This window comes from Acidocella aluminiidurans, from assembly GCF_055383125.1.
Genome location: NZ_AP031589.1, coordinates 2,287,874 through 2,313,435, shown reverse-complemented (window position 1 = coordinate 2,313,435; position 25,562 = coordinate 2,287,874). Strand labels below are relative to the sequence as shown.

Genomic DNA, 25,562 nt, shown 5'->3' with positions numbered 1-25,562 from the left:
CATGCCCTGGAGCCGCGACGAAATGGCCGCCAAGGCCGCCGCCGAACTTGAAGACGGGTTCTATGTGAATCTCGGCATCGGCATTCCCACGCTGGTCGCCAACCATATTCCGGAGGGCATGACCATCCAGCTGCAATCCGAGAACGGCATGCTGGGCATGGGGCCGTTCCCTTATGAGGGCGAGGAGGATGCGGACCTGATCAATGCCGGCAAGCAGACCGTGACCGCGCTGCCGACCACCAGCTTTTTCGATTCCGCCCAGAGCTTCGGCATGATCCGTGGCGGGCACATCGATATTTCGATTCTCGGCGCCTTGCAGGTGGCGGAGACTGGCGATCTCGCCAACTGGATGGTGCCGGGCAAGATGGTGAAGGGCATGGGCGGGGCGATGGATCTCGTCGCCGGCGTGCCGCGCGTGGTGGTGCTGATGGAGCACACCGCCAAGGGCGAGGCGAAGATTCTCAAGGAATGTTCTCTGCCTTTGACCGGCAAGGGGGTGGTGTCCAAGATCATCACCGATCTCGGCGTGTTCGAGGTGAAGAAGGGCGAGACGCCCGGCCTGGTGCTGGTCGAGCATGCACCGGATGTCACGGTCGAAGAGATCAAGAGCAAAACCGAAGCGAACTTCGCCGTTGCGTTAGCCTAAAGTTTCAAAAGTTTTTGAGGTGCAGGAACTTTTTTCAAAAAGTTCCTGCGTTTTTCCGCCAAATCCAGACCATGACCAGCAGGTTGAGAATAGCGGTCACGAGCAGAATTGTGCCCGACCCCACCCCCTTCGCATAAGCCAGCGCCTCCGCCCCGCCCGCCAGCAACGTTGCCGCCGCGTTCAGCATATTATTGGCGCTGACCATCCGTGCGCGCGCCGCCGCTGGGCTGGCGGTTTGCAGCAGCACGTAGAAGGGCACGGAAAATAGCCCGCCACAGAGGGAAAGGGCGGCCAGATCCGCCAGCAGATGCCAGCCGGCCAACTGCCCCAGCAGGGCGGCGATGTCCGGTGCGACGATATGCAAGCTGCTATTGGCGAAATCCGCGATGAACAGGCTCAACCCCAGCCCTGCCGGCAGCACCAGCCGCAGCGGCCGCGTTGTGTGCACGAAGCGCGCCGCCAGCAGTGCGCCCACCCCCACCCCGATGGCGAAAATGCCCAGCAGCAGCGTCACCACATGCGCATCGGCCAGCAGCCGGGTGCGGGCCAGCACCGGGAAGGCCGCCAGCACGCTCGCCCCCAGCGCCCAGAACCAGGAAATGCCCCAGCAGGCAAACCAGACCGGGCGGATGCGCGCGGCCTCGCGCAGCAGGGCCGAGCCGGCGCGCCAGAGCCGCCACTGCGTGCGCAGCCCCGGCGCGCTGGCACGCCCGCGCGGGATGGCGCGCGCGCTGGCAATGCCGGCCAGCGCCAGCGCGATCGCCACGCCAGGGGCGAGCCAGACGCCGTGCGGCGCGGTGATCAAGGCGCCGCCGCCCAGCGTGCCGAGCACGATGCCGGCAAAGGTTCCGGCCTCGATGCCGCCATTCGCCCGCACCAGCGCATCGCCGGTGAAGCGCTCGGGCAGGATGCCGTATTTCAGCGGCGAGAAGAACGAAGCCTGCAGCCCCAGCCCAAGCAGCACGGCCAACAGCAGCGCGAAGCTGCCGGTGAGAAACCCGGCCAGCGCCAGGAGCATCAGCCCCAGCTCCCAATATTTGGTGAGCAGCATCAGCCGCGCCTTGTCATGCGCATCGGCCAGTTGCCCGGCCGGGGCGGAGACGAGGATGTAAGGCAGCAGAAACACCCCGCCGGAGAGGGCGGAGAGCGCGCCCGCCATCCCGGCCGGCAGCTTATAGAGGGCGAGCACGACCAGAGCGGTCTTGAACAGATTATCGTTCAGCGCGCCCAGCGCCTGGGTGATGAAGATCGGCCAGAAGCCGGCGCGCTTATTCATGGCGGGGCGCCGGGCCCTGGCGCGGCGCTGTCAGCACCAAGGCGCCCCAGGCGCAGAACGCCCCGGTGAGCAGCCCGGCCAGCACGTCCGAGACGAAATGATAATCGGCACAGACCAGCCCGGCCATCACCGCCAGCAGGAGTGCGGCGTAGAGCGGCCGCCATCCTGGCCGCAGCGCCCACAGCACCGCCAGAGGGGCGGCGGCATAAGAGGTGTGGCCGGAGGGGAAGGCGCCATACCAGACGCTTTGCGCGAAGGGATGAAAGCCGGCATCGCCGAATTTCAGGAAAGTGCCGGGCCAGGCGCGGCCGAACATCCATTTCAGCTCATCCTTGGCGGCGGTGGCGGCCAGGGTGGCCAGCGCCATCGCCAGCCAGAGCCGCGAAGGGCCTGCCTGGCCGCGCAGCCGCCGCCATAATGCCGCCAGCAGCACCAGCCCGGCCATCGGCAGGCTGAGCAGGGAGGGGGCCGCCATCGCCTGGAACAGCGGCCGGGCCGCTTTATGCTGCGCCCAGAACTGAGCCACGCTTTGGTCCAATGTGAATATGCAGATGACCGCCAAAGCCGCGACGCCCCCCGCCGCCGCACCCCAGAGCACAGACGGGGACGCTCTTTGCCTCAGGGGATCAGCACGGTGCTGCCGGTGGTCTGGCGGGCTTCCAGCGCGGTATGGGCGGCGGCGGCCTGCTCCAGCGGGAAGGTCTGGTTGACGCTGATCTTCACCGCGCCGGAGCCGACCACATCGAACAGAGCCGCGGCGCCGGTGAGAATATCCGCCTGCGCCGACATATAGCTGGCAAAGCTCGGCCGTGTGAGGAACAGGCTGCCCTTGGCCGCCAGAGTGGAGAGCTCCACCGGCGGCACCGGGCCGGAGGCGTTGCCGAAACAGGCCATCAGCCCCAACGGGGCCAGGCAGTCCAGGCTGGCATTGAAGCTGTCCTTGCCGACACTGTCATACACCACAGGCACCATCGCCCCGCCGGTGATCGCCTTCACCTCGGCGGGCAGGTTGGCATAGCCGATAATGGTGTGGGTGGCGCCATGGGCGCGGGCGATCTCGGCCTTGGCTTCGGAGGAGACCACACCGATCACCTCCGCCCCCAGCGCCTTCGCCCATTGGCACAAAATCAGCCCCACCCCGCCGGCGGCGGCGTGGACCAGAATGGTCTGGCCCGGCTGCAGCTTATAGGTGCGGTGCAGGAGGAAATAGGCGGTGAGACCCTGCAGCATCATCGCCGCGGCGGTCTTCGAATCGATATGATCCGGCAACTTCACCAGCTTCTCGGCATTGATCACGCGTTCCGTGGCATAGGCGCCCAGCGCCCCGCCGGCATAGGCCACGCGCTCGCCGGGGGCGAAGCCCTTTACCTTCTCCCCCACCGCCCGCACCACGCCGGCGCCTTCCATGCCCAGCGTGGTCGGCAGTGCCGCCTTGTACAGGCCGGTGCGGAAATACACGTCGATGAAATTCAGCCCGACCGCCTCATGCTTCACCAGCACCTCGTTCGGGCCGGGCTGCGGGGTGGGCACCTGCTCCCATTTCAGAACCTCAGGCCCGCCATGGGCATGGATGCGGATGGCCTTGCTCATGCGGACAGCGCCTTGGTGCGGGTTTCGAGTGCGAGCAGCAGGCGCTTGGTCTCCAGCCCCTCGCCGCCGGAATAGCCGCCAAGGCCGGCGCTTGCGAGCACACGGTGGCAGGGAATGAGAATAGGGATCGGGTTGGCGGCGTTCGCCCCGCCGACGGAGCGCGCCGAGCCGCCCGCCGCCTGGGCGATTTCGGTATAAGAGCGGGTCTGCCCATGCGGAATCGCCCGCAGCGCCGCCCAGACCCGCTGGCGATAGGCGCTGCCCATCGGGTTGAGCGGCAGATCCGCCGGCAGCGGCGCCTCGCCGTCGAAATACGCATCCAAAGCCGCCTTGGCGCGGGCCAGCAGGGGTGAGGGCTCCTGCAGGCTGCCCCAGCCCCATTCAAGGGCGACGATGGCGCCATCCTCCTCAAACAAGGTCAGGTCACCCACCGGGGTGTGCAGGGAAAGCGAAGCCATGGGCGGAGGCTAGACGCAGCGCATCCGGGTTTCAAGCGGGGTTGCGGCGCGGGGGCGGGATCCGGCAGATTACCCAGCGTGAAGATGCGCTCCCTCCTGCGTCCCGTTTCGCGCCTCGCCGCACTTGGCTTCGCTTTGGCGCTGGCGGCCTGCGCGGGCGGGCCAAGGCTGGAATCCGCCTCGCATTTTGGCACCGCCACGCATCTCTCCTGTGTGCCTTATGCCCGCGATGTCTCTGGCATTCAGCTCAGCGGCGACGCCTATGAATGGTGGGGCGAGGCGCAAGGGCGCTATCCGCGCGCGCATGAACCGCGCCTGGGCGCGGTGCTGGTGCTCAAACCTCATGGCGCCATGGATGTCGGCCATCTGGCGGTGGTCACCGGGCTGGAATCGCGCCGTGAAATTCTCGTGACCCAGTCCAACTGGCTGCCGGGGCGCATCGAGCATGACCAGTCGGTGGTGGATGTCTCGCCGGAAAATAACTGGACCCAGGTGCGGGTCTGGTACGAGCCGGCGCATGCCTTGGGCATCACCCGCTATCCCGCCTATGGCTTCATCCTGCCGAACTAGCTAAGAGGCGGCCATGATACGCGGCGCTTTCACCGTCGGAGCCTGGACGATGGCGAGCCGCGTGCTCGGCTTTGTCCGCGACATCCTTATCGCCGCCGTGCTCGGCACCGGCCCGGTGGCGGATGCGTTTTTCGTGGCACTTCGATTGCCCAACCTCTTCCGCCGGCTGTTCGGCGAGGGCGCCTTCAACGCCGCCTTCGTGCCCGCCATCTCCACCATCCTGCACAAACAGGGGCTGCGCGCCGCCACGGACTTCGCCGAGGAAGCGACGGCGGTGATGGCCTTCTGGCTCGGCGGCGTCACCATCATCGGTGAAATTTTCATGCCCTGGCTGCTCTATGTGCTGGCACCTGGCTTTGCCGGGCGTGGCGGGCGGTTCGATCTGGCGGTGGGGATGTCGCGGGTGATGTTCCCCTATCTGTTCTTCATCTGCCTCACCGCGCTGTTCTCCGGCGTGCTGAACGCGATGAGCCGCTTCGCCGCCGCCGCCGCCGCCCCGGTGCTGTTCAACCTGTTCATGATCGCGGCGATGCTCTGGCTCGCCCCCTACATGCGCAATCCCGGCTACGCGCTGGCTTGGGGTGTGACGGTATCGGGCGTCGCGCAGCTGGTGCTGGTGCTATGGGCCATCCGCCGGGCGGGGATGCGCTTCACCCGGCCGAAGCTGCGTTTCTCCCCGCATATCCGCCAGATGTTCCGGCGCATGGCCCCGGCTTTAGTGGGGGCGGGGGTGACGCAGCTGAACGTTTCCATCGACATCATCATCGGCACACTGCTGCCGGCGGGCTCGGTTTCCATCCTCTATTACGCGGACCGGGTGAACCAGCTGCCGCTGGGCGTCATCGCCACCGCCGCCGGCACCGCTCTGCTGCCGGCGGTGACGCGCAATATCGCGCTGGGCGAGGAAGGGGAGGCGAATACCGCGCTCAACCGCGCCTTCGAATCCGTGCTGATGCTGACCTTGCCGGCGGCGATCGGGCTTTCGGTGGCGGCGAAAGCGGTGATGGATGTGGCCTTCGTGCGCGGCGCCTTCTCGGCGCATGACGCGGTTCTGGCCGGGCGCTCTCTGGCCGCCTTCGCGCTCGGCCTGCCGGTCTTCGCGCTGATCAAGATTTTCACCCCCGGCTTTTACGCGCGCGGCGATACGGTGACGCCGCTGAAAATCGGCATTTTCGCGGTGCTGCTGAATCTCGGGCTCAATCTGCTGTTCATGCACCCGCTGAAGGCGGTGGGGCCGGCTTTGGCGACCTCGCTTTCTTCCGCCTGCAACGCGTTGCTGCTGTTCTGGCTGCTGCGCCAGCGCGGGCATTTCAGCTTCGATGCGCTTTCCCGCCGGCGGATTCCGCGCATTCTGCTCGCGGGCGTGGTGATGGCCGCCGCCCTGTGGGGGTGCAGCGCCTGCTGCCGCAGAGCATCGCCAGCCTGCCGTATTTCCTGTTGCTGGTGCTGGTGGGGGCATTGTTCTATTTCGGCCCGGGTCTGGCGCTGAAGGCATTCGACCTGGCGGCCTTTCTCGGGCTGCTGCGCCGGCGCAAGCGCGGCTGAATGCTCCGCCGCTGCGCAGCGGCAAGGGTTTGGCGCCAGGAAGGGTTAGATAAGGTTCAGCCGCCGCACCTCGCCGGCCAGAGCCTGGCCAAGGGCTGCATTATTCTCGGCGGTGAGATGGATGCCATCCACCCCGCCAGTTGCGGTGACGCCGCCGGCATCGAAGAACGCAACCTTCATGAAATCCGCCATGTCCTTGTACAACGCCGCCAGCGCCAAGGATTTCGCCTGCCCGCCCTCCATCATCTGCGCGAACCAGGGCACGGCGGAGGCGGCGAGGGGGGCGGTGCCACCACCAGCGTCCGCGGTGCCGGATAGGCCGAGCCCACCCCGCTGGCGCGCACCTGCAGCACCAGCTTCTGCATGCCAACCGCGATCTCGAAGGCGCTGCGGTTATAAAGCCGTTTGCAGTCATTGGTGCCAAGCATGATGATGACCAGATCGAGCGGCATATGGCTGGCCAGCGCGGCGGGCAGATAGGCGGAGCCGTCCAGCTTCGGGTCCAGCGGGTCGGCGATGCAGGTGGTGCGCCCGTTCAGCCCTTCCTCGATGATCTCATATCCCGCTCCCAGCGCCGCCGCCATCACCCCGGGCCAGCGCTGGGCAAATGGGTAGCGCGGCGAGGGGGGCGCTTCCGCTCGCGGCATCCAGCCCCAGGTGAGGGAATCGCCGAAGCACAAAATTCGTTTCGCCTGCTCGCTCATGCGCTGCCTCCTGAGCCGGCGAGGCTAACCGGAGCCCCAAGCCGGGGCAACCCGGCCCCTAGGTCATACCGGGGCAACCCGGCCTCAATCCGGGCGGATGCCGCTGGTGAGGTTGCCGTAATGCGCGATCGGCCGTGGCCTGCCGATGAGATAGCCCTGCAGCACCTGGCAGCCCGCTTCGCGCAAGGAGGCGGCCTGGATCTCGGTCTCCACCCCCTCGGCGACGACATTCAGCCCCAGCGCCCGTCCCAGATCCAACACCGCAGCGATCACCGCCTCGGTGCGTGCATCCGCGCCAAGATCCTGAACGAAGCGGCGGTCGAGCTTGAGCTTGTCGAACGGGAAGCTGCGCAGGGTCGCCAGCGAGGAGTAGCCGGTGCCGAAATCATCCAGGGACACACGCACGCCAAGCGCGCGGAGCTGGTTCAGAACATCGATGGCCGCGTCGACATCCGCCAGCAGCATGCTCTCCGTCACCTCCAGCTCCAGCCGCTGCGCCGCCAGCCCGGTCTCCGCCAGAATCTGCGCCACCAGCTCCGGCAGCCGGCCCTTTTGCACCTGCACCGTCGAGATGTTCACCGCGACATGCAGCGGCACCGCCCAGCTCACCGCGGCGCGGCAGGCTTCTCTCAGCACATAAGTGCCAATGTCCAATATATGGCCGGACTCCTCGGCGAGCGGGATGAAGATGTCGGGCGGCACATCGCCCCCGGCCCGGTGCCAGCGCAGCAGCGCCTCGAAGCCGAGCACCTCGTTGCGCGCGACATCGAGCAACGGCTGGTAGACCACCTCGAACTCCCCGCGCTCGCGCGCCCGACGTAGATCAGCGGTCATCCGGTCGCGCGCCAGCTGGGTGTTGTTGATCGTGGTGTTGAAAAAGGCGAAGCCGTTGCGGCTGGCGGATTTCACCTGATAGAGCGCCATGTCGGCATGGGAAATCAGCGCCTCGGCGGTGTCGCCATCGGCTGGGGCGAGGGCGATGCCAATCGAGACCGTGGGCATCAGCGTGTCGTAATCGGTATGTTCCAGCAGATTGCGCACCTTGCCGGTCAGCCGCTCGGCAAGGCTGCTGGCATCGGCGGCGCTGGCGATATCGGTTTGCAGGATCACGAATTCATCCCCGCCCATGCGCGCCACCATGTCGCAATCGCGCACCTCACCGGTCAGGCAGGCGGCGAGGTCGATCAGCAGCCGGTCCCCGGCGGCGTGGCCGTAAAGATCGTTGACGGTCTTGAAGCGGTCGAGATCGAGCACATGCACGGCGAATTGGGAGCCATAGCGCCGGCTCAGCGCCAGGGAAGCGGTCAACTGCTCCTGCAGGCGGCGGCGATTAGCCAGCCCGGTCAGCGGGTCGTGGTTGGCGAGATAATGGATGCGCTCGGCGGCGCGGCGGTTTTCGGAAATATCCTGGGTGATGACCAGGAACCCGGCCACCAGCCCGGCCTCGTGCTCCGGCAGAACCTCGGTGCGGAACCAGGCGCTCTGGTCAGGATTGGGCCACTCCACCGCGCCGCCCTCCTGCACGAACAGCGCCTCTACGCTGTTGCGGTAATCCGGGGCGATCTGTTCGAGAAACCAGCCCAGCCCGCGCTGCGCCGGCGCGCGCGCGACGGCCGCATCCGCCTCGATATGCTGCACCAGCCCGTCCGGATGGCTGATCCGCCAGGCGGAAAGCTTCATGATGCGTTGCACATTGCTGAGCGCATCGGCGTACGAGCGGCTGCGGGCCACGGCACGCTGCGCCGATTCCAGCATGAAATTGGTCAGCAGCGCGGTTTTCTGCACCGTCAGATCGTCGCTGCCGGTACTTAGTCGGACGCTGAAATTGCCGCCAATGACGCCGCACATGGACTGGCACAGCGCTTCGATGGCGCTGCGTTCGATCCCCTGATCCGCCATCTCGGTGGGAAATTGATGGTCCGCCATGTCAGGCCGGCTGCAGGCGAACGTCGATCACGGTTTCGCTGGCGCCGAGATCGCCCTCGACGATATTGAAACTGGCCACCTCGCCGCGCCGCTGCGCCAGCCGGCGGGCCAGGGCGCAATAGAACACGCCCAGCCGGTTATGCGAGCGATAATGCACCCTGACCCCATCGGGCAGCGGCACCACGCGGAATTTATCATTGACCTTCTGCTGCGCCCCGGCCCGCAGGCCACAGGCGAGGCTGGCATGGATTTCCGGCTGGATGAGCAGGAAGCCGCGCGTATCCGGCGCGGCGGCGAAAAAGCCGGGGAATGTGGTTTCCGCCCAGTCCAGAAAAAACACCGCCAGCGCGTCGAAAACCGCCTCATTGTCCATGCCGGCTTCCTCTGCCAGCGCTTGGATCAGCCGGCAGCAGGTTTCATCATCATATTCGGTATCCAGCCGGAAGCTCTGCGTTGCCGGCAGCCCGATTTTTTCCAGCAATGAAGCGCGGGTCTGCGGTGAATGGTTGGCGCGGATATATCCGTCCACCGTATGAGGAATGATACCCAGCATGAAAAGACGATCTCTCGAAAAACTTATGGGGGAATTAATTCAGATGATAGGAACGTGAGGTGGCAACGGCGCGTGGGGAACTCAATCCCTATTGTCTGGTTCCCGTTTGCCGGTTAACCCAGCAGCGAGCAAGGAGTAGAGACGCTTATGGCCCGCATATTTTCCGGCATCCAGCCTACCGGCATCGCGACGCTCGGCAATTATCTGGGGGCGCTGCGCAACTGGGTGGCGCTGCAGCAGGGCGAGGATGAGTGCATCTATTGCCTGGTGGATCTGCATGCCATCACCACCTTCCAGGAGCCGGCGTCCCTGCGCGAACAGACCTATGGCATGGCGGCGCTGGTGCTGGCCTGCGGCATCGATCCTGAGCGCTCCATCCTGTTCCACCAATCCGCCGTCTCCGCCCATGCGCGGCTGGGCTGGATTTTCAACTGCGTCGCCCGCATGGGCTGGCTCAAGCGCATGACCCAGTTCAAGGACAAGGCCGGCAAGAATCAGGAAGAGGTCTCCACCGGGCTGTTCATGTATCCGAACCTGATGGCGGCCGACATCCATGCCTACCACGCCACGAAAGTGCCGGTGGGGGATGACCAGCTCCAGCATATCGAGCTGGCCAACGATATCGGGGAAAAATTCAACCATGATTTCGGGGTGGATTTCTTCCCGCGCATCGCGCCGTTGATTGTGAAGGAGACCGCGCGGGTCATGTCCCTGCGCGACGGCACCAAGAAAATGTCGAAATCCGACCCGTCCGATCAGTCCCGCATCAACATGACCGACGATGCGGATGCGATCGCCCAGAAGATCCGCAAGGCGAAGACCGATACGGAGGCGCTGCCGGACAATCTGGCGGCCTTGGCGGAACGGCCGGAGGCGCGCAATTTGCTCGGCATCTTCGCGGCGGTGTCCGGCGAAAGCCAGGAGGCTATCCTGGCGCGCTTCGCCGGCGGCGGCTTCGGCCCGTTCAAGAACGCCTTGGCCGAGGCGCTGGTGGCGCATGTCGCCCCCATCGGCGCCCGCGCCAAAGAGTATTTGGCCGACAAGGCGGAGCTGGACCGGATTTTGCAGAAAGGGGCCGCGAAAGCCGCCGCCATCGCTCAGCCGATCGCCGCCGAGGCGGAGCGCATTGTCGGATTTTTGCCCAGCGCGGGATGATTTGGGTATGATGCCGGCATGGTCTGGAAAACCCTCGCCCGGCATGTGATCTCCCGCGCCGCCCCCGCTTTGGCGGCGGATCCGGCGCTGGCCAAAACCCTGCGCGCCCGGCTGGAAGCGGCGGGGCAGAAAAAGCTGGGCCGGGCTTTGGCCATCCGCCATGTGCCGGCCGGCAGCTGCAATGGCTGCGAGCTGGAGCTGCGCGCCACCCAGAACCTGATCCACGACCTCACCCAATACGGGCTCAGCTTCACCCCCAGCCCGCGCCATGCGGATATATTGCTGATCACCGGCGTCGCCGGGGTGAATATGCGCGAGGCGGTGCTGCAGGCCCGCGCCGCCATGCCGGACCCGGCCTTTGTGGTCGCGCTTGGCGATTGCGCGGTGGATGGCGGCGTGTTCAAGGGCTCCCCCGCCGTGGCCGGCGGCGCGGATGCGTTCCTGCCGGTGGACCTCGTCATCGCCGGATGCGCGCCAACCCCGACGCAGATCATCCAGGGGCTGCTGGCGCTGCTGGAGGCGCATGGGGAGGGGGTGAGGGAGGTTGTGGGGTAGGCTGGGGGATAGCGCGGAAACTGCCGCGTGTCCGCTGGGCGCCCTAAGTAGTCTTTCAAAGCCTCAGTGCAACATCTTGAAAGCGGACTTCGCTCCAGGATGGGCGGTGGTGAAGGCGGGAGGGCGGGGGAACGAAGCCATGACTTGTGGCGCACGTCTTAGAGCGCGAACACTCGACACCTCTAATCCACCTTTGCTTGTCTTAAAGTACAGCAGTATCTTGCGTAGGCCAATGCATCTCATTTCAAGGATGAAGAATGCTTCGTCTCGCGCTTTGTCTTCTTTTTTGTTCTGCATTCTATTGCGGAGCTGCCCAAGCGGCTAGCTTTAACTGTTCTGAGGCCGCAACACCCAAAGAGAGGCTAATCTGTTCCAATGCAGCCTTGTCTGCGGCCGATTACCAATTGGGAGCCGCCTTTACAGAAGCACTTGGACGGCTCCCGGCGGGAGACAGGGCACTCTTACGCATGGATGAGCGTAACTGGATAAAAGGTGTAGGCAAATTCTGTCCCATCATGGCGGCAAACAACCGTGACTTCTCAGTGACGTGTCTAATGAGAACCTATGCATACAGAATTTCTTATCTGAAGACTGTGGGACCACAAGCGTCCTCCGCGCAAGCGTTGAATGATGCTGACGCACATCTAGTAGCTAATTCGATACAAAATGCATTACCGCTTCTCCTTAATGGCAACGGAACGATCATAGATTCGATAAAAAAGTGGAAAATGCTAACACCTCCAATCGAATTTCCATTCCATTCGGTAAATGATTTGATGCCAAACTTCCCCATGTCGCCCAATGGTGATGTGCAGGAAGATTGGCAGCGCTTCACGCAAGCGGGAGGCATCATCAACCCATTTGCGTTTCTATGGTTGCCCTCGGCGAAGGTAGGAGGCGCTGCTCAATCCGGTGGTAATGCAGCATGCTACAGTTGGATCGTCTTCGCGTCCGACGGTAAACATTTAACCTCTGCGCCTCTTCCCGGCACATTCACGACGGATCTCTGCGCAACTGACGGGCATTTTGCGTATCTCGGCGCTTTTGGTGACCGAGCCGTTGCGATTTATGAAAGCGACCCGGCGGCAAGTATTTCTGGCGCTTCTATCGGACGGGTGGAGGTCGCATTGCAGGTTTGGGACGGTTCAGATTGGAGTAAGACAGCAGCTTTCACTATCGATCTTTCTTATCCTCTGAATCCGACACCCGTAGTTTCAGCGTGCCCGTCTGAGACTTGTAGCGCCGTGACAAAGCTCGGCTATGAGATTGCTAGAAAATTCAGTCGCGCTCACACTGCCGCATCGATTTCAATGCCATTAAACCAATCAGAGTTGGTTCAATTCAACGCAATGCAGTCCGCTGCCAACTTTGGCGATACGATGATTTTGCCCACTCTTGGCAAACAGTTGCGCTATATCGGCTGTCCGGCGTTTGGACCTGATTCGGTCATCTTTCCAGCGCGCTTGAATGGTACGCTTGTGCTGGGACGCATCGGCCATGGCGAAATTGGTTGGCGCGTGGACACAAATTGGAATATAGCGTTTTGGCGTCTCGAAGGGACAAAGCTGGTACCGGTTGGCTCCGTTGTCTTTGGTCTCGGGGCGCCCATCTTAAAGTCGATATCTGACCTACCGGATTGGCAGCCGGAAACGCATTAGCAAATAGGGTTGCACAGCTTTCGTACATTGCGTCGCTACGTCCTTAGGTAATTTGGCGTAGCGGCAACACAAACACTTCAACGACGGTACCGAAGGCGGCTTGCTCGCCATTTCGGCTATGGTGGTGCAATTCGACCTTGATGTCTGCTTTTGCACGGTGCTCGACGGAAACCCGCCATTCCGCCTCAGGCCCAAGTCAGACCTAAGGTGCGGTCCACCCAATGTCGCGTGGCTCGACCCAAGCACCCGCCTGCCTACCCCGGCAACTCCACCATCACCCTTAACCCGCCCCCCGGCCGGTCCAGCAGCAGAATCCGTCCGCCATGGGCGATGATGATGTCATGCGCGATCGCCAGCCCCAGCCCGGTTCCGCCCGGCTGGTCGCTCTCGAAGGCGCGCAGCAGCGTTTCGCGTTTTGGCGCGGGAATGCCAGGGCCGTTATCGTCAATGAGGATCTGCACGCTGGTGCCGCTGCGCGCCGCGCTCACCCAGATCTGGCTGGCATGGCGCTGGCCGTTATCGATCAAATTCATCAGCGCGCGGCGCATCGCTTCCGGGCGCAGCGTCACGGTCAAGTCCTCAGGCACGGAAAGGCTCACCGCCGCCCCCGCGCGCCTGGCATCGGTGCAGAGATCGGCGAGCAGAATCGGCAGATCGGACGGCAGCGCCTGCTCCGCGCCTTCGCCGCGGGCGAAGCTGAGATAGATGCCGATCAGCTTCTCCATCTCCTCGATATCGTCTTCCATGTCCCGCATATCCTCAGCCGTTACGCCCGGCTGCATCGCCAGCGCCAGGCGCAGCCGGGTCAGCGGCGTGCGCAGATCGTGGCTCACCCCGGCCAGCATGGTGGTGCGCTGGGTGAGGAAACGCAGCAGCCGCTCCTGCATGCGGTTGAAGGCGGCGCCGGCGCGGCGCACCTCGCTCGCCCCTTCCGGGCGGATCGGCCCGTTATCGCGGCCCATGCCGAAATTCTCCGCCGCCTCCGCCAGCCGGCGGATGCCGCGCACCTGGGTGCGCAGGAACAGCGCCGCCAAAATCACCAGCAGCAGCGCGGAGCCGATCAGCCAGACCAGAAAGATGTAGAAGGTGCCGATGAAAAGCCGTTTGCGCGGCACGTCGATGCGGATCACCCCGTCCGCCATCTGGATATTCACCCGCAATATGCCGGGGGTTTTGTGCCAGGAGACATTGAAGGGCCGGTGCACATCCTGGGCGAGCGCATTGGCGAGGTCGTTATCCACCGGGCCGGGAGCGTCGGGCGGCGGCAGATGTTCCAGCGTCTCGCCGCTCAGAAAAACGGAATCGAAGTTGAAATGTTTTTGTCCCTCCTGCAGCACCAGCGTGCGGTGCGAGGGATCGCGCTCGATCTGGTCGATCATGAAGCCGATCTCGCCGCCCACCGCATCGGCCAGGCGCCGGGAGAGCTCATCCAGATGCGAGCCGTAGAAAATCTGCAGCGCCACCGCCTGCAGCACCACCATCGGGATCAGCACGATCAGCAGCGAGCGCCCGAACAGCCCGCGCGGCAGAATTTTGCGAAACAGCCGGTCCGGCTGCAGCGGGCCAAGCCGCAGCTTCATGCCCGGCTCACGGCCCCGGCTTAAGCACATAGCCCTTGCCGCGCACCGTCTGCAGAAAGCGCGGCTCGCGCGGGTCCGGCTCGATCTTGCGGCGCAGCCGCGTCACCTGCACATCGATGGCGCGCTCATTCACATCGTCCAGCCCCATCGCCGCGGCCAGCGCCTCGCGCGAGAAGGTTTCGTGCGGGCGGGCCGCCAGCGTGGTCAGCAGCGCCAGCTCCGCCCCGGTGAGGCGCACCCGCGCCTGCGGGCTGATCAGCTCGCCGCGCGCGGCATCGAAGCTGGCCTCGCCCAAAGGCAGCGGGCCGGAGGTGAGCGTCGGCGGCTGGGCGCGGCGCAGCATGGCGCGCAGCCGGGCCACCAGCACCCGCGGGTCGAACGGCTTGCCGAGATAATCATCCGCCCCGGCCTCGAACCCGGCGACGACATCCTCGGGCGTATCCCGGGCGGTGAGCAGCAGGATCGGCATCGAAGGCGCCCGCTCGGCGCGCAGGCTGTTGGTGAGGTCCAGCCCGGTTTCGCCGGGCATCATCACATCCAGCACCATCAGGTCGAATTCCATCGCCCGCAGCCGCTCACGGGCCTCGGCGGCGGAGCCGGCGCGGGTGACGCGAAACCCGTTCTCGGTGAGGTAGCGCCCGGCCAGCTGCGCCAGCCGCGCATCGTCATCCACCAGCAGGATATGCGGCGCGTCCTCGGGCGGGGGGCTGGCGCTGTGGCTCATGCGTGGCTACGGGCTGCGCGGCGCCTTGGCGGGGCGCGGCGCCTCCAGCGCGTCCAGATGGGCGCGGCCCTGCTCGTTGATCAGCCCGCGCATCACCCGCTTGAAGCCTTCCACCGCCGGGCCGCCGGCCTCGCGATAGGCGTTGAGCAGACGCTCGCGCTGGGCTTCGAAGAGCTTGCGCTCCAGCGCCGCGCCCTTTTCGGTGAGGCTGAGCAGGCGCTGGCGCCGGTCCTTGGCACCGGGCACCTGGTCGACATAGCCGTCCCGGATCAGCGGCCCCAGCACCCGGGTAAGGCTCTGCTTGGTGATGCCGAGGATGGAGAGCAGCTCGCCCACCTTCAGCCCCGGCTTGCGGCCGATCCAGTGCAGGCAGCGATGATGGGCGCGGCCGAAATCCATGCCGGCGAGGATGGCATCCGGGGGGGCGTTGAGGTCGCGCAGGGCGAAAAACACCATGTCCTGCGCCGTGCGCAGCTCGTCTTCACGCAAAAACAGCAGGCTGTTGCCCGGCGCCGGGTGCGACGCGCCCGTCTGGGTTTCACGTTTGCCGGGCGGGAAAGAGGGAAGCGTTGTTTCGGGCATGGCAGTGTTTTGAACCGTTCGTTGGGCCGTTCGTGGTAATGCGACTGTCTTTTACGCAAAGCTTTATTGTCATCAAATCGTACCCCAATCGGATGGGTTTGGCCATGGCGTGTCGGGGGCTGCCTGCGTCGTCACGCATTGTCTCGCCCCGATCAAGCCAGCCTGCGCAACGCTGTCCCGGAACAGAACAGACGCGGGAGGTTCCAGGTCCGGCACATACCAGCCAATGCGGCGGCGAAAGGGCTAAAAAAAACGCCATCGGCTGGAAAGCTGACTTTTTAGTCAACTACGCCACTTAAGCCACATGCCGGATGCTGGGCGAAAACTGATCCCTCTCGAAGGCTTGCGCGGCATCGCCGCCGCCATCGTCGTGCTGTACCATCTGGTGCTGGCCTACACGCCGCACGGGGTGGGGGCGGTGCCGCATGGCCATGGGGTGCTGGATTTGCTCACCCAGTTTATCCTCGGCATGCTCAATGGCGGCGCCGCGGTGGCGGTGTTTTTCGTGCTCTCCGGCTTCATTCTCAGCCTGCCCTTCGCGCGGGACCGGCGGCCGGTGCGCGTCGCGGTGGCGATGCTCAAGCGCTGGCCGCGCCTGGCCTGCCTTACCGTCATCGCCTGCCTGTTCGCCTTTCTGCTGATCAGCTGGTCGGGGCTGGAATATAAGCAGGCGGCGCATGTGATCGGCGCGCAATGGCTGGCCACGCACGGCAATTCGCCGATCCGCCCGGCGCATCTCACCTGGTACGAGGCGCTGCGCGAAGGGCTGGTGAATGTGTTCATGCTGGGCGAGGTGAAGTTCGATTCGCCGCTTTGGACCATGCGCATCGAGCTGTTCGGCTCCTTTGCCATCTTCCTGTTCGCGCCGGTCCTGTTCGCGCTGCGTAGCTGGGTGTTGCGGCTGGGGCTGATGGCGCTGGCGGCCTGGCTCGCCGGGACCTCCTACCCGTTCACCTTTTTCACCGATTTCCTCTGCGGCACGCTGCTGGCGATGCTGTTCGCGGAAAACCGCCTACCGGCGCTGGGCAATAAATCCGCCTGCGCGCTGGGGCTGCTCGGGCTCTATCTGTTCAGCTTCACCTATGAGCAGACGCTGTTGATGCACGCGCCGCTGAAGGCGATCCTGCCCGGCGCCTGCAGCCATTATGTCTGGGATGCCGGGGCGGCGCTGATCATCGTCGTGCTGCTCGGCAACCCGACGATGCGCCGGGTGTTCTCCGGCGGCTGGGCGGTGTGGCTGGGGCTGCTCTCCTTCCCGATCTATCTGCTGCACGGGCCGATTTTGCTCTCCGCCGGCGCCATCGCCTTCATGGCCGGGGTGGGCCAGCTGGGGGTGGCCGGGGCGGCGCTGGTGGCGGCGTTCTGCTCGATCGTGCTCACCTTGATCTGCGCGGTGCCGCTGGCCTGGGTGGACCAGATCTGGACGCGCCTGCTCTCGCGCCTGACCAAGCCCCTCACCCGGCACAGCGCGCGAAAGCCGGCCGCGATGCTGGAGACGGCGGGGCTGTAGGCCATACATTTCGGTGTGATGATATCGCGCCGGACAGGCTTTTTGTTGCGGCGTTTCATTGCTAGGTTGCGGGATAATTTTTCGGAGAGCCGCACCGCCGATGCCGATTTTCAACGCCAAGCTCTTTGCAACCTACTTGGTCCAGCACGTCTCGGCAAATCCGTTTGGAGAAGGCGCTTGCGCGAAACATGTGCGGTTGGCGCTGGCGGCTGGGGGGCTGAAGCCGATTACTTGGCCGGTTCCCGCGAAGGATTGGGGCGGCACCTTGCTGGCTCTGGGCTTCAAGCCGGTTTCCGCTGTTGGGTACGTGCCGCAGCTTGGTGATGTGATCGTGATGCAACCACCCAAGGGCGAAAAGCCTTACGGCCATATCGAGGGCTATGACGGCAAAAATTGGGTTTCGGATTTCGTGCAGCGTGAAATCTGGCCCGGTCCGGCCTATCGTGCACAGAAGCCAGCTTATGTGATTTATCGCCATGCGCAATAAAGGTTTGATCGCCCTTTTTTGCTTTTGGGCCTGGTTTACCCCTGCCTTGGCGAGGGCCTTGCCCGCTATGGTTGATCCGGTGTTTCACCTGACTCTCCCGGCTGCGATCTATACCCACGGCTTTGAGGAATTTCCCGCTGCCCAGCTCAAGTCCTGCGGTGTGGTGGTGCGGGCGGATGCCTCTTATCGCTATTGGGTGCTGGCCGAAACCAGCAACGGCAACATGGATTATGTCATGCTTGACGGGCTGGTGAAGCCATCCTCAGGCGCGCCGTGGCAAGCAGATACGCAAGGCGTATTCCTGCGGCGCAGTGCCGCCGGCTGCAGCTTGATCGATCCGCTGGACCAAGTGTTTGCTTATTACCAATCCTATGAAACAGACAGCCCGGCGATTGGTGGGGCCGTGTTCGTCGCCTTGGCGCGGGATGCGGTTCGCCGCTTCAGTGCCGCTTATGGGTCGTCCGCGCGCTTCAAGGCCGCGTTGGTTGCGCAAAAGCGTCTGCCCAGCCTATCGATCTTAAAAAACGCGTTGGCGCGCTGATGAAGGTTTGTTGCAGAAGGAGCATGGGGGGGTTTTGAAATGAACCCCACATCCCTAATAGCTTTTGATTTTTAGAGCGCTATTGGTTCAGGTTGACGCGGTTGCGTCACCCTGAACGCGCTCTAACACTTTGATTAAGAGGCTGATTCACGCTTCAGCTTGATCGCTTCGCGATTCAATCTGAACCGATCAGGCTCTAGCGGCTCACAGATCGGCGTTGCCGCCTGAGAGCATCACGCCGACCACCTTGCCCCTGGCGTCGATCTTGCCCGCCAGCAGCGCCGCCAGCGCCACCGCGCCGCCCGGCTCCACCACCAGCTTCAGCGTCCGTGCCGCCAGCTTCTGCGCGGCGCGGACCTCGTCATCGCTCACCGCCACGCCGGCGGCGTAGAAGCGCTGATTGATGGCGAAGGTCAGCTCGCCCGGCGCCGGGGAGAGCAGCGCGTCGCAGAACGGCGAGCTTTTCATGTCGTTACTCAGCCGCGCGCCGGCCGCCAGGGAGCGGGCGGTGTCGTCCCAGCCTTCCGGTTCGGCGGTGTGCAGATGCGTGGCCGGCGAGAGGTCGGAGAAGGCCAGGGCCGTCCCCGCCGCCAGCCCGCCGCCGCCGGCCGGGGTGATGTAATCATCCATCGTCAGCCCGGCCGCCTTGGCATCCTCCAGCAGCTCCAGCGCCGCCGTGCCCTGGCCGGCGATCACGTCCGGATGGTCATAAGGCGGGATCAGGCTGGCGCCGGTCTCGGCGGCGATGCTGGCCGCGATGGCGGCGCGGTCCTCGGTAAAGCGGTCATAGCTGACCACCCGCGCCCCCCAGAATTCGGTGGATTCGCGTTTGATCGCCGGCGCGTCGGCGGGCATCACGATGGTCGCGGGCACGCCCAGCATGGCGGCGGCGCAGGCGACACCCTGGGCATGGTTGCCGGAGGAATAGGCGACGACGCCGCGCGCCCGGATGTCGGCCGGCAGGCGCAGCATGGCGTTGGTGGCGCCGCGCAGCTTGAAGGTGCCGGTGCGCTGCAGAACCTCCGGCTTGACCAGCACGGTCGCGCCCAGCGTTTTATCGAGACTGGCGCTGCGCAGCATCGGGGTGCGCACGATATGGCCCTGCAGCCGCGCGGCGGCGGCGTGAACATCCTGGGGGGTCGGCAGCATCATGGGCGCGGAAACTCCTTGGCCGTGGCGGGTGCCGTGATCCGGCAGACGCGATAGCTCATCACCACCGCCTGGCCCTGCTTGCGGCTGATCGTGCCGAGCGGGTCCGGGCAGGGCGTGCTATCGCGCCGCGTGATCAGCACCCCGTTGGCACCCTGCAATTTCGCGTTGCGCCAGTCCAGATACGCCCAGCGCGGGCCGATCCCCAGAACCGGCATGGCTTTCGGGGCATAAAACGCCAGTTCGGAGGCGGTGGCGTAATCGTCCGAGGTGATGAAGGCGGGGTGGGTGGCGCTGGCCTGCGCCGCGAGTCCGGGCCAGCCGGCCATCTGCACGGCGGCGGTGTCGCGCGCGGCGGGCACGGGCAGGAACGGGTGCAGCACCTGCACATAGACCAGCCCGGTCAGCCCGAAGCCCAGCGCCAGCGCGCTGCGCGTGAAGCGCGGCGGCGCGGCGGCGGCGGCGAGGCAGGCGGAGGGGTAGAGAATGGCGACCCAGTTGCCCTGCACCCGGTCGGTCAGCACATGTTCCAGAAACACCGCCGCCGGCAGCAGGCTGAGCCAGAGCAGCAGCCGCGCCCCGGGGGAGGGATCGGCCCGCAAATGCCAGAGCCCGCGCACCGCCAGAATGGCGATCAGCGGGGTGAAAAACAGCGCCTGCCCGCCGATCAACTCGCCGAAAAACTGCGCGGCGCGGGCGGGGTCGAACCCATCCACCCGGCCACCTTGCTTCAGATAGCTGGCCCAGCCATGGGTGGCGTTCCAGGCGAAATCCGGCGCGAACACCAGCAGCGCCAGGGCGATGCCCAGCCACGGCCAGGCCGTGCGCAGCGTGGCGCGGATGGATGGGACGCTGAGCGCCCACAGCCCGGTGCCGGCCAGCAGCAGGGCGGCGGTATATTTGGAAAACAAGGCCGCCCCGGCCAGGGCGCCCGCGGCCAGCCACCAGCGCGCATCCCCGCTCTGCACCAGCCGGGCCAGCGCCCAGAGGGTGAGCGTCCAGAAGAAGATCAGCGGCGTGTCCGGCGTCATTAAAATGCTGCCGGCACCCAGCATCAGCGTCGCATTCAGGAAGCCAGCGGCCAGCAGCCCGCAGCGCTGGCCGGGCAGGATGCGGTTGCCGGCATCATAGAGCGCCAGCGACCCCAACGCCGCCGAAACCGGCCCGAGCAGCCGGATGCCGAGCGGATCATTGCCCAAGAGCGCGGTGCCGAGACGGATCCACAGCGCCACCATCGGCGGATGGTCCAGATAGCCGGCCTGCAACGGCCGCGCCCAGCTGAAATAATAGGCTTCGTCAGGGGTCAGCGGCAGCCAGGCGGCCAGGACGAGGCGCAGGACGGTGAGCGCCGCCAGCGCCGCGAGGGCAAACCCCATGCTAGCGCACGCGCCAGACCAAAGTGGCGGAGACCGCGTAATTCCACACCACGCCAACCGCCGCCCCCGCCGCCCCGGAGAATAATATATGCCCGTTTTCGGCATAGAGCGCCTTGGCGATGCCGATATTGGCGATCGCCCCCAGCCCGCAGACGAGCATGAACAAGGCCAGGCCGCGCCAGGCCTTCGCCCGCTTCAGCCGCTGCGCGCGGTAGGTGAGCTGGTTGTTGAGCTGGAAATTCGCCACCATGGCGATGATGGTGCCGATGGTCTGCGCGGTGCCGAAATCCGCCCCGGCGGCGGCGGCGATCTGCGCCACCGCCAGATTGACCAGCACCCCGACAATGCCGACCAGCGCGAAGGAAATGAAGCGCAGCGGCACCGTGCCGCGCAGCGCCTTGTCCAGCAGCAGCCCGGCGAATTGCGCCAGCACCAGCACGTCCAGCTTGCTCTCGCCGGCCAGGCGCGGGCGGAATTTATATGGGATTTCGGCGATGTTCAGCACACGCGGCGAGGCCAGGATCAGATCCAGCAAAATCTTGAAGCCCTGCCCGGTCAGGCGCGAAGCCAGGGCCTCGAACAGCTCCCGGCGCAGCAGGAAAAACCCGCTCATCGGGTCCGAGATCGAGGTGTGGGTGACCGCCTGGGCGATGCGGATGCCGGTCTCCGAGAGCTTCACCCGCAGCGGCGAGGAGAGGCCGGCGGAATCCCCGCCTTCCACATGCCGGCTGCCCACCGCCATATCCGCCCCGGCGCGTACCGCCTCCAGCATCAAAGGCAGGCGGGTTTCGTCATGCTGCATATCGCCATCGATGACGGCGACATAATCGGCGGAGGAAGACAGTGCGCCTTCGATCACCGCCGAGGACAGGCCGCGCCGGCCGATGCGCCGGATGCAGCGCACCCGCGTATCGCCCTGCGCCAGGCGCTTGGCCTCGGCGCTGGTGCCATCGGGGCTGTCATCGTCGACGAACACCACCTCCCAGTCCAGCCCGGTCAGGGCCTGGTCCAGGGCGGCCACCATGGGTGCTACGTTCGCACGCTCATTATAGCACGGTACGACGACCGTGAGGGCGAGCGACACGGGATCAGAGGGATTCGAGAATGGCCTCGGCGCGGCTGACCTCGAAGCCACCCGGCTCCTCGACCGCGACCTTGGTGACGACGCCATCCTCCAGCACCAGCGCGAAACGCTGGCTGCGGATGCCCATGCCGCGCGCGACCAGATCCAGCTCCAGCCCCAGCGCCTTGGTGAAGGCGGCGGAACCGTCGGCCAGGAACTGCACGGCCTCGCCGGCCTTCTGGTCCTTGGCCCAGGCGCCGAGCACGAAGGCGTCGTTGACGGCCATGCAGACGATCCGGTCCACGCCCTTCTCCTTCAGCTCCGGCGCCAGCTTGACGAAGCCGGGCACGTGCTTGGCGCTGCAGGTGGGGGTGAAGGCGCCGGGAACGGCGAACAGCACGACCTTGCCGGTGCCCAGCAGCTCCGCCGTATCCGTCTCGCGCGGCCCGTCCGGCGTGGCCAGCATGAGCTTCATGGCCGGAATCTTGTCCCCGATATTGATCATTGTCTGCCTGTTTACGGTGAATGAATAAACACGTTGTAAGCCAACTGATGGCTGGCGTGAAGCCGATCCCGCCCGGGCTGGCCGAGGCGAGGCGGGCCGCCTATAGTAAGATGATGACGGAGCGAGAGATTTCCCCCTCACCGCCGCCTTCCTGGCTGACCGGGCAGGTGCTGCTGGCGATGCCATCCCTGCGCGATCCACGCTTTGCGCAAGGCGTGATCTTTATCTGCGCGCATAACGAAGAGGGCGCGATGGGGCTGATGCTCAACCGCCAGCTGCGCAAGCCGAAATTCGGCGATTTGATGCAGCAATTGAATGTCGAGCCGAATCCACCTCAGCGCGAATTGCCGATGGGGCAGGGCGGGCCAGTTGAGGATCATCGCGGCTTCGTGCTGCATTCGGCGGACTGGATCGGCGAGGGCAGTTTGAATGTGGATGGCGCGCATGTGCTCAGCGCCAGCATGGATGTGCTGCAGGCGATCGCCCGTGGCGAAGGTCCGGAAAAAGCCCGGCTGCTGCTGGGCTATTCCGGTTGGGGGGCGGGGCAGCTGGAGGATGAGATCCGCCAGAATAGCTGGCTGAACGTGCCGGCGGACGACGCGATTTTGTTCGATGCGAATTATCAGAGCAAATGGCAGCGCGGCCTGGCGAAGCTAAAGATTGACCCCGGGATGCTTTCGGGCGATGCGGGCCAGGCATGAAACAGATCGTCATCGCCACCCATAATCCCGGTAAGCTGAAGGAATTCATCACGCTGCTGGCGCCGTTCGGCTTCACCGTGACCTCGTCGGGGGAGTTGGGCCTGCCCAGCCCTTCGGAAACGGCGCGGGATTTCGCCGGCAATGCGCGGATCAAGGCGCTGACCGCCGCCAAGGCCTCCGGCCTGCCGGCGCTGGCGGATGATTCCGGGCTTTCGGTGCTGGCGCTGAACGGCCAGCCCGGTGTGTTCTCCGCCCGCTATGCGGGGGATGATTATCCCGGCGCCTTCGCCAAGATCATCGCCGCCGCCAAGTCCAAGGATGTCTGGGACGCCTGGTTCACCTGCGCGCTGTGCCTGGCGCAGCCCGATGGCAGCACCGCCACCTATATCGGCGAGGCGCCGGGGCGCATCGCCCCGGAAGCGCGCGGCGAGGCCGGGTTCGGCTATGACGCGATCTTCATTCCCAACGGCTATGAGCAGACCTATGCCGAGCTGGGCGATGAAAAAGAGAGCATCAGCCACAGGGCCAGAGCCTTCGAACAAATCGAAGCCGTACTCGCCGGCAAATAAAAAAGGGCCCCACTCCGGGGCCTTTTTATTTGCCTGTGCCTTGCCGCGCCCCAGCCCCCAAGTGTCAAAAGTTTTGAGGGGGGTAAGGGGGATTTTTTTCAAAAAATCCCCCCTTGTTTCGTCCAAAAAAACGGCGCCTCGCGGCGCCGTTTCCTTCGTCCAACCGCTGATTAGGCGGAGTAGTACATTTCGAACTCGACCGGGTGCGGCGTGTGTTCGAACTTGTACACTTCCTTCCACTTCAGCTCGATATAGCTCTCGATCTGCTCCTTGGAGAACACGTCGCCGGCGAGCAGGAACTCGTGGTCGGCTTCCAGGGCGCCCAGGGCTTCGCGCAGAGAGCCGCAGACGGTCGGGATGTCCTTCAGCTCTTCCGGCGGCAGGTCGTACAGATCCTTGTCCATCGGGTCGCCCGGGTGGATCTTGTTCTTGATGCCGTCGATCGCCGCCATCATGATGGCGGAGAAGGAGAGGTAGGGGTTGCAGGTCGGATCCGGGAACCGCACTTCGACGCGCTTCGCCTTCGGGCTGGTCGTGTACGGAATACGGCAGGAGGCGGAGCGGTTGCGGGCGGAATAGGCCAGCAGCACCGGCGCCTCGAAGCCCGGGATCAGGCGCTTATAGGAGTTGGTCGACGGGTTGGAGAACGCGTTGATCGCCTTGGCGTGCTTGATGATGCCGCCGATGGCGTACAGGCAGGTCTCGGACAGGTCCGCATAGCCATTGCCCGCGAAGAGCGGCTTGCCGGCCTTCCAGATGGACAGATGGGTGTGCATGCCCGAGCCGTTATCGCCATAGATCGGCTTCGGCATGAAGGTCGCGGTCTTGCCATAGGAATGGGCGACGTTGTGGACGCAGTACTTATAGATCTGCATCTGGTCGGCCATGGTGGTCAGGGACGCGAACTTGGTGCCCAGCTCGTGCTGAGACTGTGCCACCTCATGGTGGTGCTTCTCGATCGGCAGGCCCATCTCGCCCATGGCGGAGAGCATCTCGGCGCGCAGGTCGGATTCGCTATCCACCGGCGGGACCGGGAAATAGCCACCCTTGACGACCGGGCGGTGGCCCATATTGCCCTCGGGATAATCCTTCAGCGAGGAGCCGGGGCCCTCGATGGAGTCGAGCTGGTAGATGCCGTAATTGCCGCCGGTGCCGAACTTCACGTTGTCGAAGATGAAGAACTCGGCTTCCGCGCCGATGAAGGCGGAATCGCCGATGCCGGTGGACTTCAGATAGGCCTCGGCCTTCTTCGCGGTGGAGCGCGGGTCGCGGGCATAGCCCTGGCCGGTGGAGGGCTCGACGATGTCGCAGAACAGGATCAGGCTCGGCTTGGCCGAGAACGGGTCCAGCACGGCGCTGTCCAGGTCCGGCTTCAGGATCATGTCAGACTCGTTGATCGCCTTCCAGCCGGCGATGGAGGAGCCGTCGAACATGAAGCCGTCTTTCAGGCTGTCCTCGTCCACGGTGGAAACGTACTGCGCGGTGTGCTGCCACTTGCCCTTGGGATCGGTGAACCGCAGATCGACATACTCGACCCCGTTCTCCTTGATCATGTTCAGAACTTTGGCGACGCCATCGCCGCCCTCGGCCTTCTTAGCCATAGACTTTACCCCGTTAATAATTGTTACCCGTTGAGGCCAAGCGGCGCGCACCATGCGGACCGCCCTTGAAACGCGTAGCGCCCGGCATGTTAAACATGCCGGGCTGCTTGGCAATGGTGGTTAGACCGCTGCCTCGCCCTTTTCGCCGGTCCGGATGCGGATGGCCTCTTCGATGGAGGAGATGAAGATCTTGCCATCGCCGATGCGCCCGGTGCGGGCGGCGTTGGTGATCGCCTCGACGGCGCGCTCGACGACCGCGTCGTCGCACACCACTTCGATCTTCACCTTCGGCAGGAAGTCCACAACATACTCGGCGCCGCGATAGAGCTCGGTATGGCCCTTCTGACGCCCAAATCCCTTGGCTTCGACGACAGTGATGCCCTGCAGGCCAACCTCGTGCAGCGCTTCCTTCACTTCATCCAGCTTGAACGGCTTGATGATCGCTTCGATCTTCTTCATCTGGTTTACGCCGGGCCCGGGGCCCCTGCGTCCTCCTCTGGTTTCGTCGGACAGCACGCTTGGAACCCCGCCCCGGCAT

General features: G+C 64.9%; 27 protein-coding genes and 1 pseudogene. 11 read left to right on the top strand and 17 right to left on the bottom strand.

The genetic code is table 11. From position 1 onward, the window contains the following. Position 1: 1 nt before the first annotated feature. Entirely contained in the window at positions 2 to 646 is a 645-nt protein-coding gene (locus ACZ46S_RS11520) for a CoA transferase subunit B (protein WP_295738611.1), read from the top strand. A 34-nt stretch (positions 647 to 680) separates the two neighbouring features. Here the strand turns inward: ACZ46S_RS11520 and ACZ46S_RS11515 are convergent, their stop codons facing one another. The 4 genes from ACZ46S_RS11515 to ACZ46S_RS11500 all read right to left on the bottom strand — a co-directional run bounded on the left by ACZ46S_RS11515 (position 681) and on the right by ACZ46S_RS11500 (position 3,970). Further along, positions 681 to 1,922 (bottom strand): MFS transporter, encoded by a 1,242-nt coding sequence (locus ACZ46S_RS11515; protein ID WP_464061831.1) that lies wholly within the window; start codon positions 1,920 to 1,922, stop codon positions 681 to 683. Next, the gene (locus ACZ46S_RS11510) at positions 1,915 to 2,448 is read right to left on the bottom strand and encodes a phosphatase PAP2 family protein (protein WP_295738606.1); all 534 of its coding nucleotides are present in this window, start codon (positions 2,446 to 2,448) and stop codon (positions 1,915 to 1,917) included. Before ACZ46S_RS11510 ends, ACZ46S_RS11515 begins: the two co-directional genes overlap by 8 nt. Before the next feature lie 92 nt (positions 2,449 to 2,540). Further along, the gene (locus tag ACZ46S_RS11505; RefSeq protein WP_295738603.1) at positions 2,541 to 3,512 is read right to left on the bottom strand and encodes a quinone oxidoreductase family protein; all 972 of its coding nucleotides are present in this window, start codon (positions 3,510 to 3,512) and stop codon (positions 2,541 to 2,543) included. After that, positions 3,509 to 3,970: a methylated-DNA--[protein]-cysteine S-methyltransferase gene (locus ACZ46S_RS11500; RefSeq protein ID WP_464061830.1), complete on the bottom strand. Its 462-nt coding sequence runs from the start codon at positions 3,968 to 3,970 to the stop codon at positions 3,509 to 3,511. The genes ACZ46S_RS11505 and ACZ46S_RS11500 overlap by 4 nt, the downstream gene beginning before the upstream one ends. An 84-nt stretch (positions 3,971 to 4,054) precedes the next feature. Here ACZ46S_RS11500 and ACZ46S_RS11495 point away from each other — a divergent pair, with 84 nt between their 5' ends. Together ACZ46S_RS11495 and murJ are read left to right on the top strand one after the other, a co-directional pair. Next, the gene (locus tag ACZ46S_RS11495) at positions 4,055 to 4,540 is read left to right on the top strand and encodes a CHAP domain-containing protein (protein WP_464064284.1); all 486 of its coding nucleotides are present in this window, start codon (positions 4,055 to 4,057) and stop codon (positions 4,538 to 4,540) included. 13 nt (positions 4,541 to 4,553) lie between these two features. Further along, a pseudogene (gene murJ, locus ACZ46S_RS11490) lies at positions 4,554 to 6,085 on the top strand (murein biosynthesis integral membrane protein MurJ). 45 nt (positions 6,086 to 6,130) lie between these two features. Here murJ and ACZ46S_RS11485 read toward each other — a convergent pair. From ACZ46S_RS11485 to ACZ46S_RS11470, 4 genes are all read right to left on the bottom strand, one after another. Beyond that, positions 6,131 to 6,349 (bottom strand): hypothetical protein, encoded by a 219-nt coding sequence (locus tag ACZ46S_RS11485; protein WP_464061829.1) that lies wholly within the window; start codon positions 6,347 to 6,349, stop codon positions 6,131 to 6,133. Further along, complete coding sequence (locus ACZ46S_RS11480; RefSeq protein WP_464061828.1) at positions 6,328 to 6,789, bottom strand: GDSL-type esterase/lipase family protein; 462 nt, start codon at positions 6,787 to 6,789, stop codon at positions 6,328 to 6,330. Before ACZ46S_RS11480 ends, ACZ46S_RS11485 begins: the two co-directional genes overlap by 22 nt. A gap of 84 nt (positions 6,790 to 6,873) precedes the next feature. Next, on the bottom strand, positions 6,874 to 8,715 hold the full coding sequence (locus tag ACZ46S_RS11475; protein ID WP_464061827.1) for a putative bifunctional diguanylate cyclase/phosphodiesterase: 1,842 nt from the start codon (positions 8,713 to 8,715) through the stop codon (positions 6,874 to 6,876). 1 nt (position 8,716) lies between these two features. Then, a complete protein-coding gene (locus ACZ46S_RS11470) occupies positions 8,717 to 9,268 on the bottom strand; it encodes a heme NO-binding domain-containing protein (RefSeq protein ID WP_464061826.1) in 552 nt (183 codons plus the stop codon). A gap of 147 nt (positions 9,269 to 9,415) precedes the next feature. Here ACZ46S_RS11470 and trpS point away from each other — a divergent pair, with 147 nt between their 5' ends. The 3 genes from trpS (at position 9,416) to ACZ46S_RS11455 (ending at position 12,636) form a co-directional block, all read left to right on the top strand. Continuing rightward, positions 9,416 to 10,423: a tryptophan--tRNA ligase gene (trpS, locus tag ACZ46S_RS11465; RefSeq protein ID WP_295738587.1), complete on the top strand. Its 1,008-nt coding sequence runs from the start codon at positions 9,416 to 9,418 to the stop codon at positions 10,421 to 10,423. An 18-nt stretch (positions 10,424 to 10,441) separates the two neighbouring features. Continuing rightward, positions 10,442 to 10,978, top strand: a complete 537-nt coding sequence (locus ACZ46S_RS11460; protein WP_464061825.1) for an NADH-quinone oxidoreductase subunit B family protein — start codon at positions 10,442 to 10,444, stop codon at positions 10,976 to 10,978. Between the two features lie 257 nt (positions 10,979 to 11,235). Then, a complete protein-coding gene (locus ACZ46S_RS11455; RefSeq protein WP_464061824.1) occupies positions 11,236 to 12,636 on the top strand; it encodes a lysozyme inhibitor LprI family protein in 1,401 nt (466 codons plus the stop codon). Between the two features lie 254 nt (positions 12,637 to 12,890). On the opposite strand, the gene ACZ46S_RS11450 is transcribed toward ACZ46S_RS11455, so the two are convergent. The 3 genes from ACZ46S_RS11450 to ACZ46S_RS11440 are packed head-to-tail and all read right to left on the bottom strand — an operon-like array spanning position 12,891 to position 15,522. Further along, entirely contained in the window at positions 12,891 to 14,216 is a 1,326-nt protein-coding gene (locus tag ACZ46S_RS11450) for an ATP-binding protein (protein ID WP_464061823.1), read from the bottom strand. A 7-nt stretch (positions 14,217 to 14,223) separates the two neighbouring features. Then, entirely contained in the window at positions 14,224 to 14,940 is a 717-nt protein-coding gene (locus ACZ46S_RS11445; protein ID WP_464061822.1) for a response regulator transcription factor, read from the bottom strand. Positions 14,941 to 14,946: 6 nt separating this feature from the next. Next, on the bottom strand, positions 14,947 to 15,522 hold the full coding sequence (locus tag ACZ46S_RS11440) for a MarR family winged helix-turn-helix transcriptional regulator (RefSeq protein ID WP_295738574.1): 576 nt from the start codon (positions 15,520 to 15,522) through the stop codon (positions 14,947 to 14,949). A 304-nt stretch (positions 15,523 to 15,826) separates the two neighbouring features. Here ACZ46S_RS11440 and ACZ46S_RS11435 point away from each other — a divergent pair, with 304 nt between their 5' ends. The 3 genes from ACZ46S_RS11435 to ACZ46S_RS11425 all read left to right on the top strand — a co-directional run bounded on the left by ACZ46S_RS11435 (position 15,827) and on the right by ACZ46S_RS11425 (position 18,060). Then, entirely contained in the window at positions 15,827 to 17,032 is a 1,206-nt protein-coding gene (locus ACZ46S_RS11435) for an acyltransferase family protein (protein WP_464061821.1), read from the top strand. A 100-nt stretch (positions 17,033 to 17,132) separates the two neighbouring features. Then, positions 17,133 to 17,519, top strand: coding sequence for a hypothetical protein (locus ACZ46S_RS11430; RefSeq protein ID WP_035179033.1), 387 nt, complete (start codon positions 17,133 to 17,135; stop codon positions 17,517 to 17,519). Further along, positions 17,509 to 18,060 (top strand): hypothetical protein, encoded by a 552-nt coding sequence (locus ACZ46S_RS11425; protein WP_464061820.1) that lies wholly within the window; start codon positions 17,509 to 17,511, stop codon positions 18,058 to 18,060. Before ACZ46S_RS11430 ends, ACZ46S_RS11425 begins: the two co-directional genes overlap by 11 nt. 204 nt (positions 18,061 to 18,264) lie before the next feature. Here ACZ46S_RS11425 and ACZ46S_RS11420 read toward each other — a convergent pair whose 3' ends face one another. The 4 genes from ACZ46S_RS11420 to ACZ46S_RS11405 are packed head-to-tail and all read right to left on the bottom strand — an operon-like array spanning position 18,265 to position 22,153. Further along, positions 18,265 to 19,212: a threonine ammonia-lyase gene (locus ACZ46S_RS11420; protein WP_464061819.1), complete on the bottom strand. Its 948-nt coding sequence runs from the start codon at positions 19,210 to 19,212 to the stop codon at positions 18,265 to 18,267. Further along, on the bottom strand, positions 19,209 to 20,585 hold the full coding sequence (locus ACZ46S_RS11415; protein ID WP_464061818.1) for a glycosyltransferase family 39 protein: 1,377 nt from the start codon (positions 20,583 to 20,585) through the stop codon (positions 19,209 to 19,211). The genes ACZ46S_RS11420 and ACZ46S_RS11415 overlap by 4 nt, the downstream gene beginning before the upstream one ends. Before the next feature lies 1 nt (position 20,586). Beyond that, positions 20,587 to 21,756 carry a glycosyltransferase gene (locus ACZ46S_RS11410; RefSeq protein WP_464061817.1) on the bottom strand — a complete coding sequence of 390 codons (1,170 nt, stop codon included), beginning with the start codon at positions 21,754 to 21,756 and terminating at the stop codon, positions 20,587 to 20,589. Continuing rightward, a complete protein-coding gene (locus ACZ46S_RS11405) occupies positions 21,674 to 22,153 on the bottom strand; it encodes a peroxiredoxin (RefSeq protein WP_295738560.1) in 480 nt (159 codons plus the stop codon). The genes ACZ46S_RS11410 and ACZ46S_RS11405 overlap by 83 nt, the downstream gene beginning before the upstream one ends. A 47-nt stretch (positions 22,154 to 22,200) precedes the next feature. Between ACZ46S_RS11405 and ACZ46S_RS11400 the strand changes: the two genes are divergently transcribed. Then, on the top strand, positions 22,201 to 22,854 hold the full coding sequence (locus ACZ46S_RS11400; protein WP_295738557.1) for a YqgE/AlgH family protein: 654 nt from the start codon (positions 22,201 to 22,203) through the stop codon (positions 22,852 to 22,854). After that, entirely contained in the window at positions 22,851 to 23,423 is a 573-nt protein-coding gene (rdgB, locus tag ACZ46S_RS11395) for an RdgB/HAM1 family non-canonical purine NTP pyrophosphatase (RefSeq protein WP_464061816.1), read from the top strand. The genes ACZ46S_RS11400 and rdgB overlap by 4 nt, the downstream gene beginning before the upstream one ends. A 170-nt stretch (positions 23,424 to 23,593) precedes the next feature. Here the strand turns inward: rdgB and glnA are convergent, their stop codons facing one another. Both glnA and ACZ46S_RS11385 read right to left on the bottom strand, forming a co-directional pair. Then, positions 23,594 to 25,024: a type I glutamate--ammonia ligase gene (glnA, locus tag ACZ46S_RS11390; protein WP_295738551.1), complete on the bottom strand. Its 1,431-nt coding sequence runs from the start codon at positions 25,022 to 25,024 to the stop codon at positions 23,594 to 23,596. A 120-nt stretch (positions 25,025 to 25,144) separates the two neighbouring features. Continuing rightward, complete coding sequence (locus tag ACZ46S_RS11385; RefSeq protein WP_008495010.1) at positions 25,145 to 25,483, bottom strand: P-II family nitrogen regulator; 339 nt, start codon at positions 25,481 to 25,483, stop codon at positions 25,145 to 25,147. Between the last annotated feature and the right edge of the window lie 79 nt (positions 25,484 to 25,562).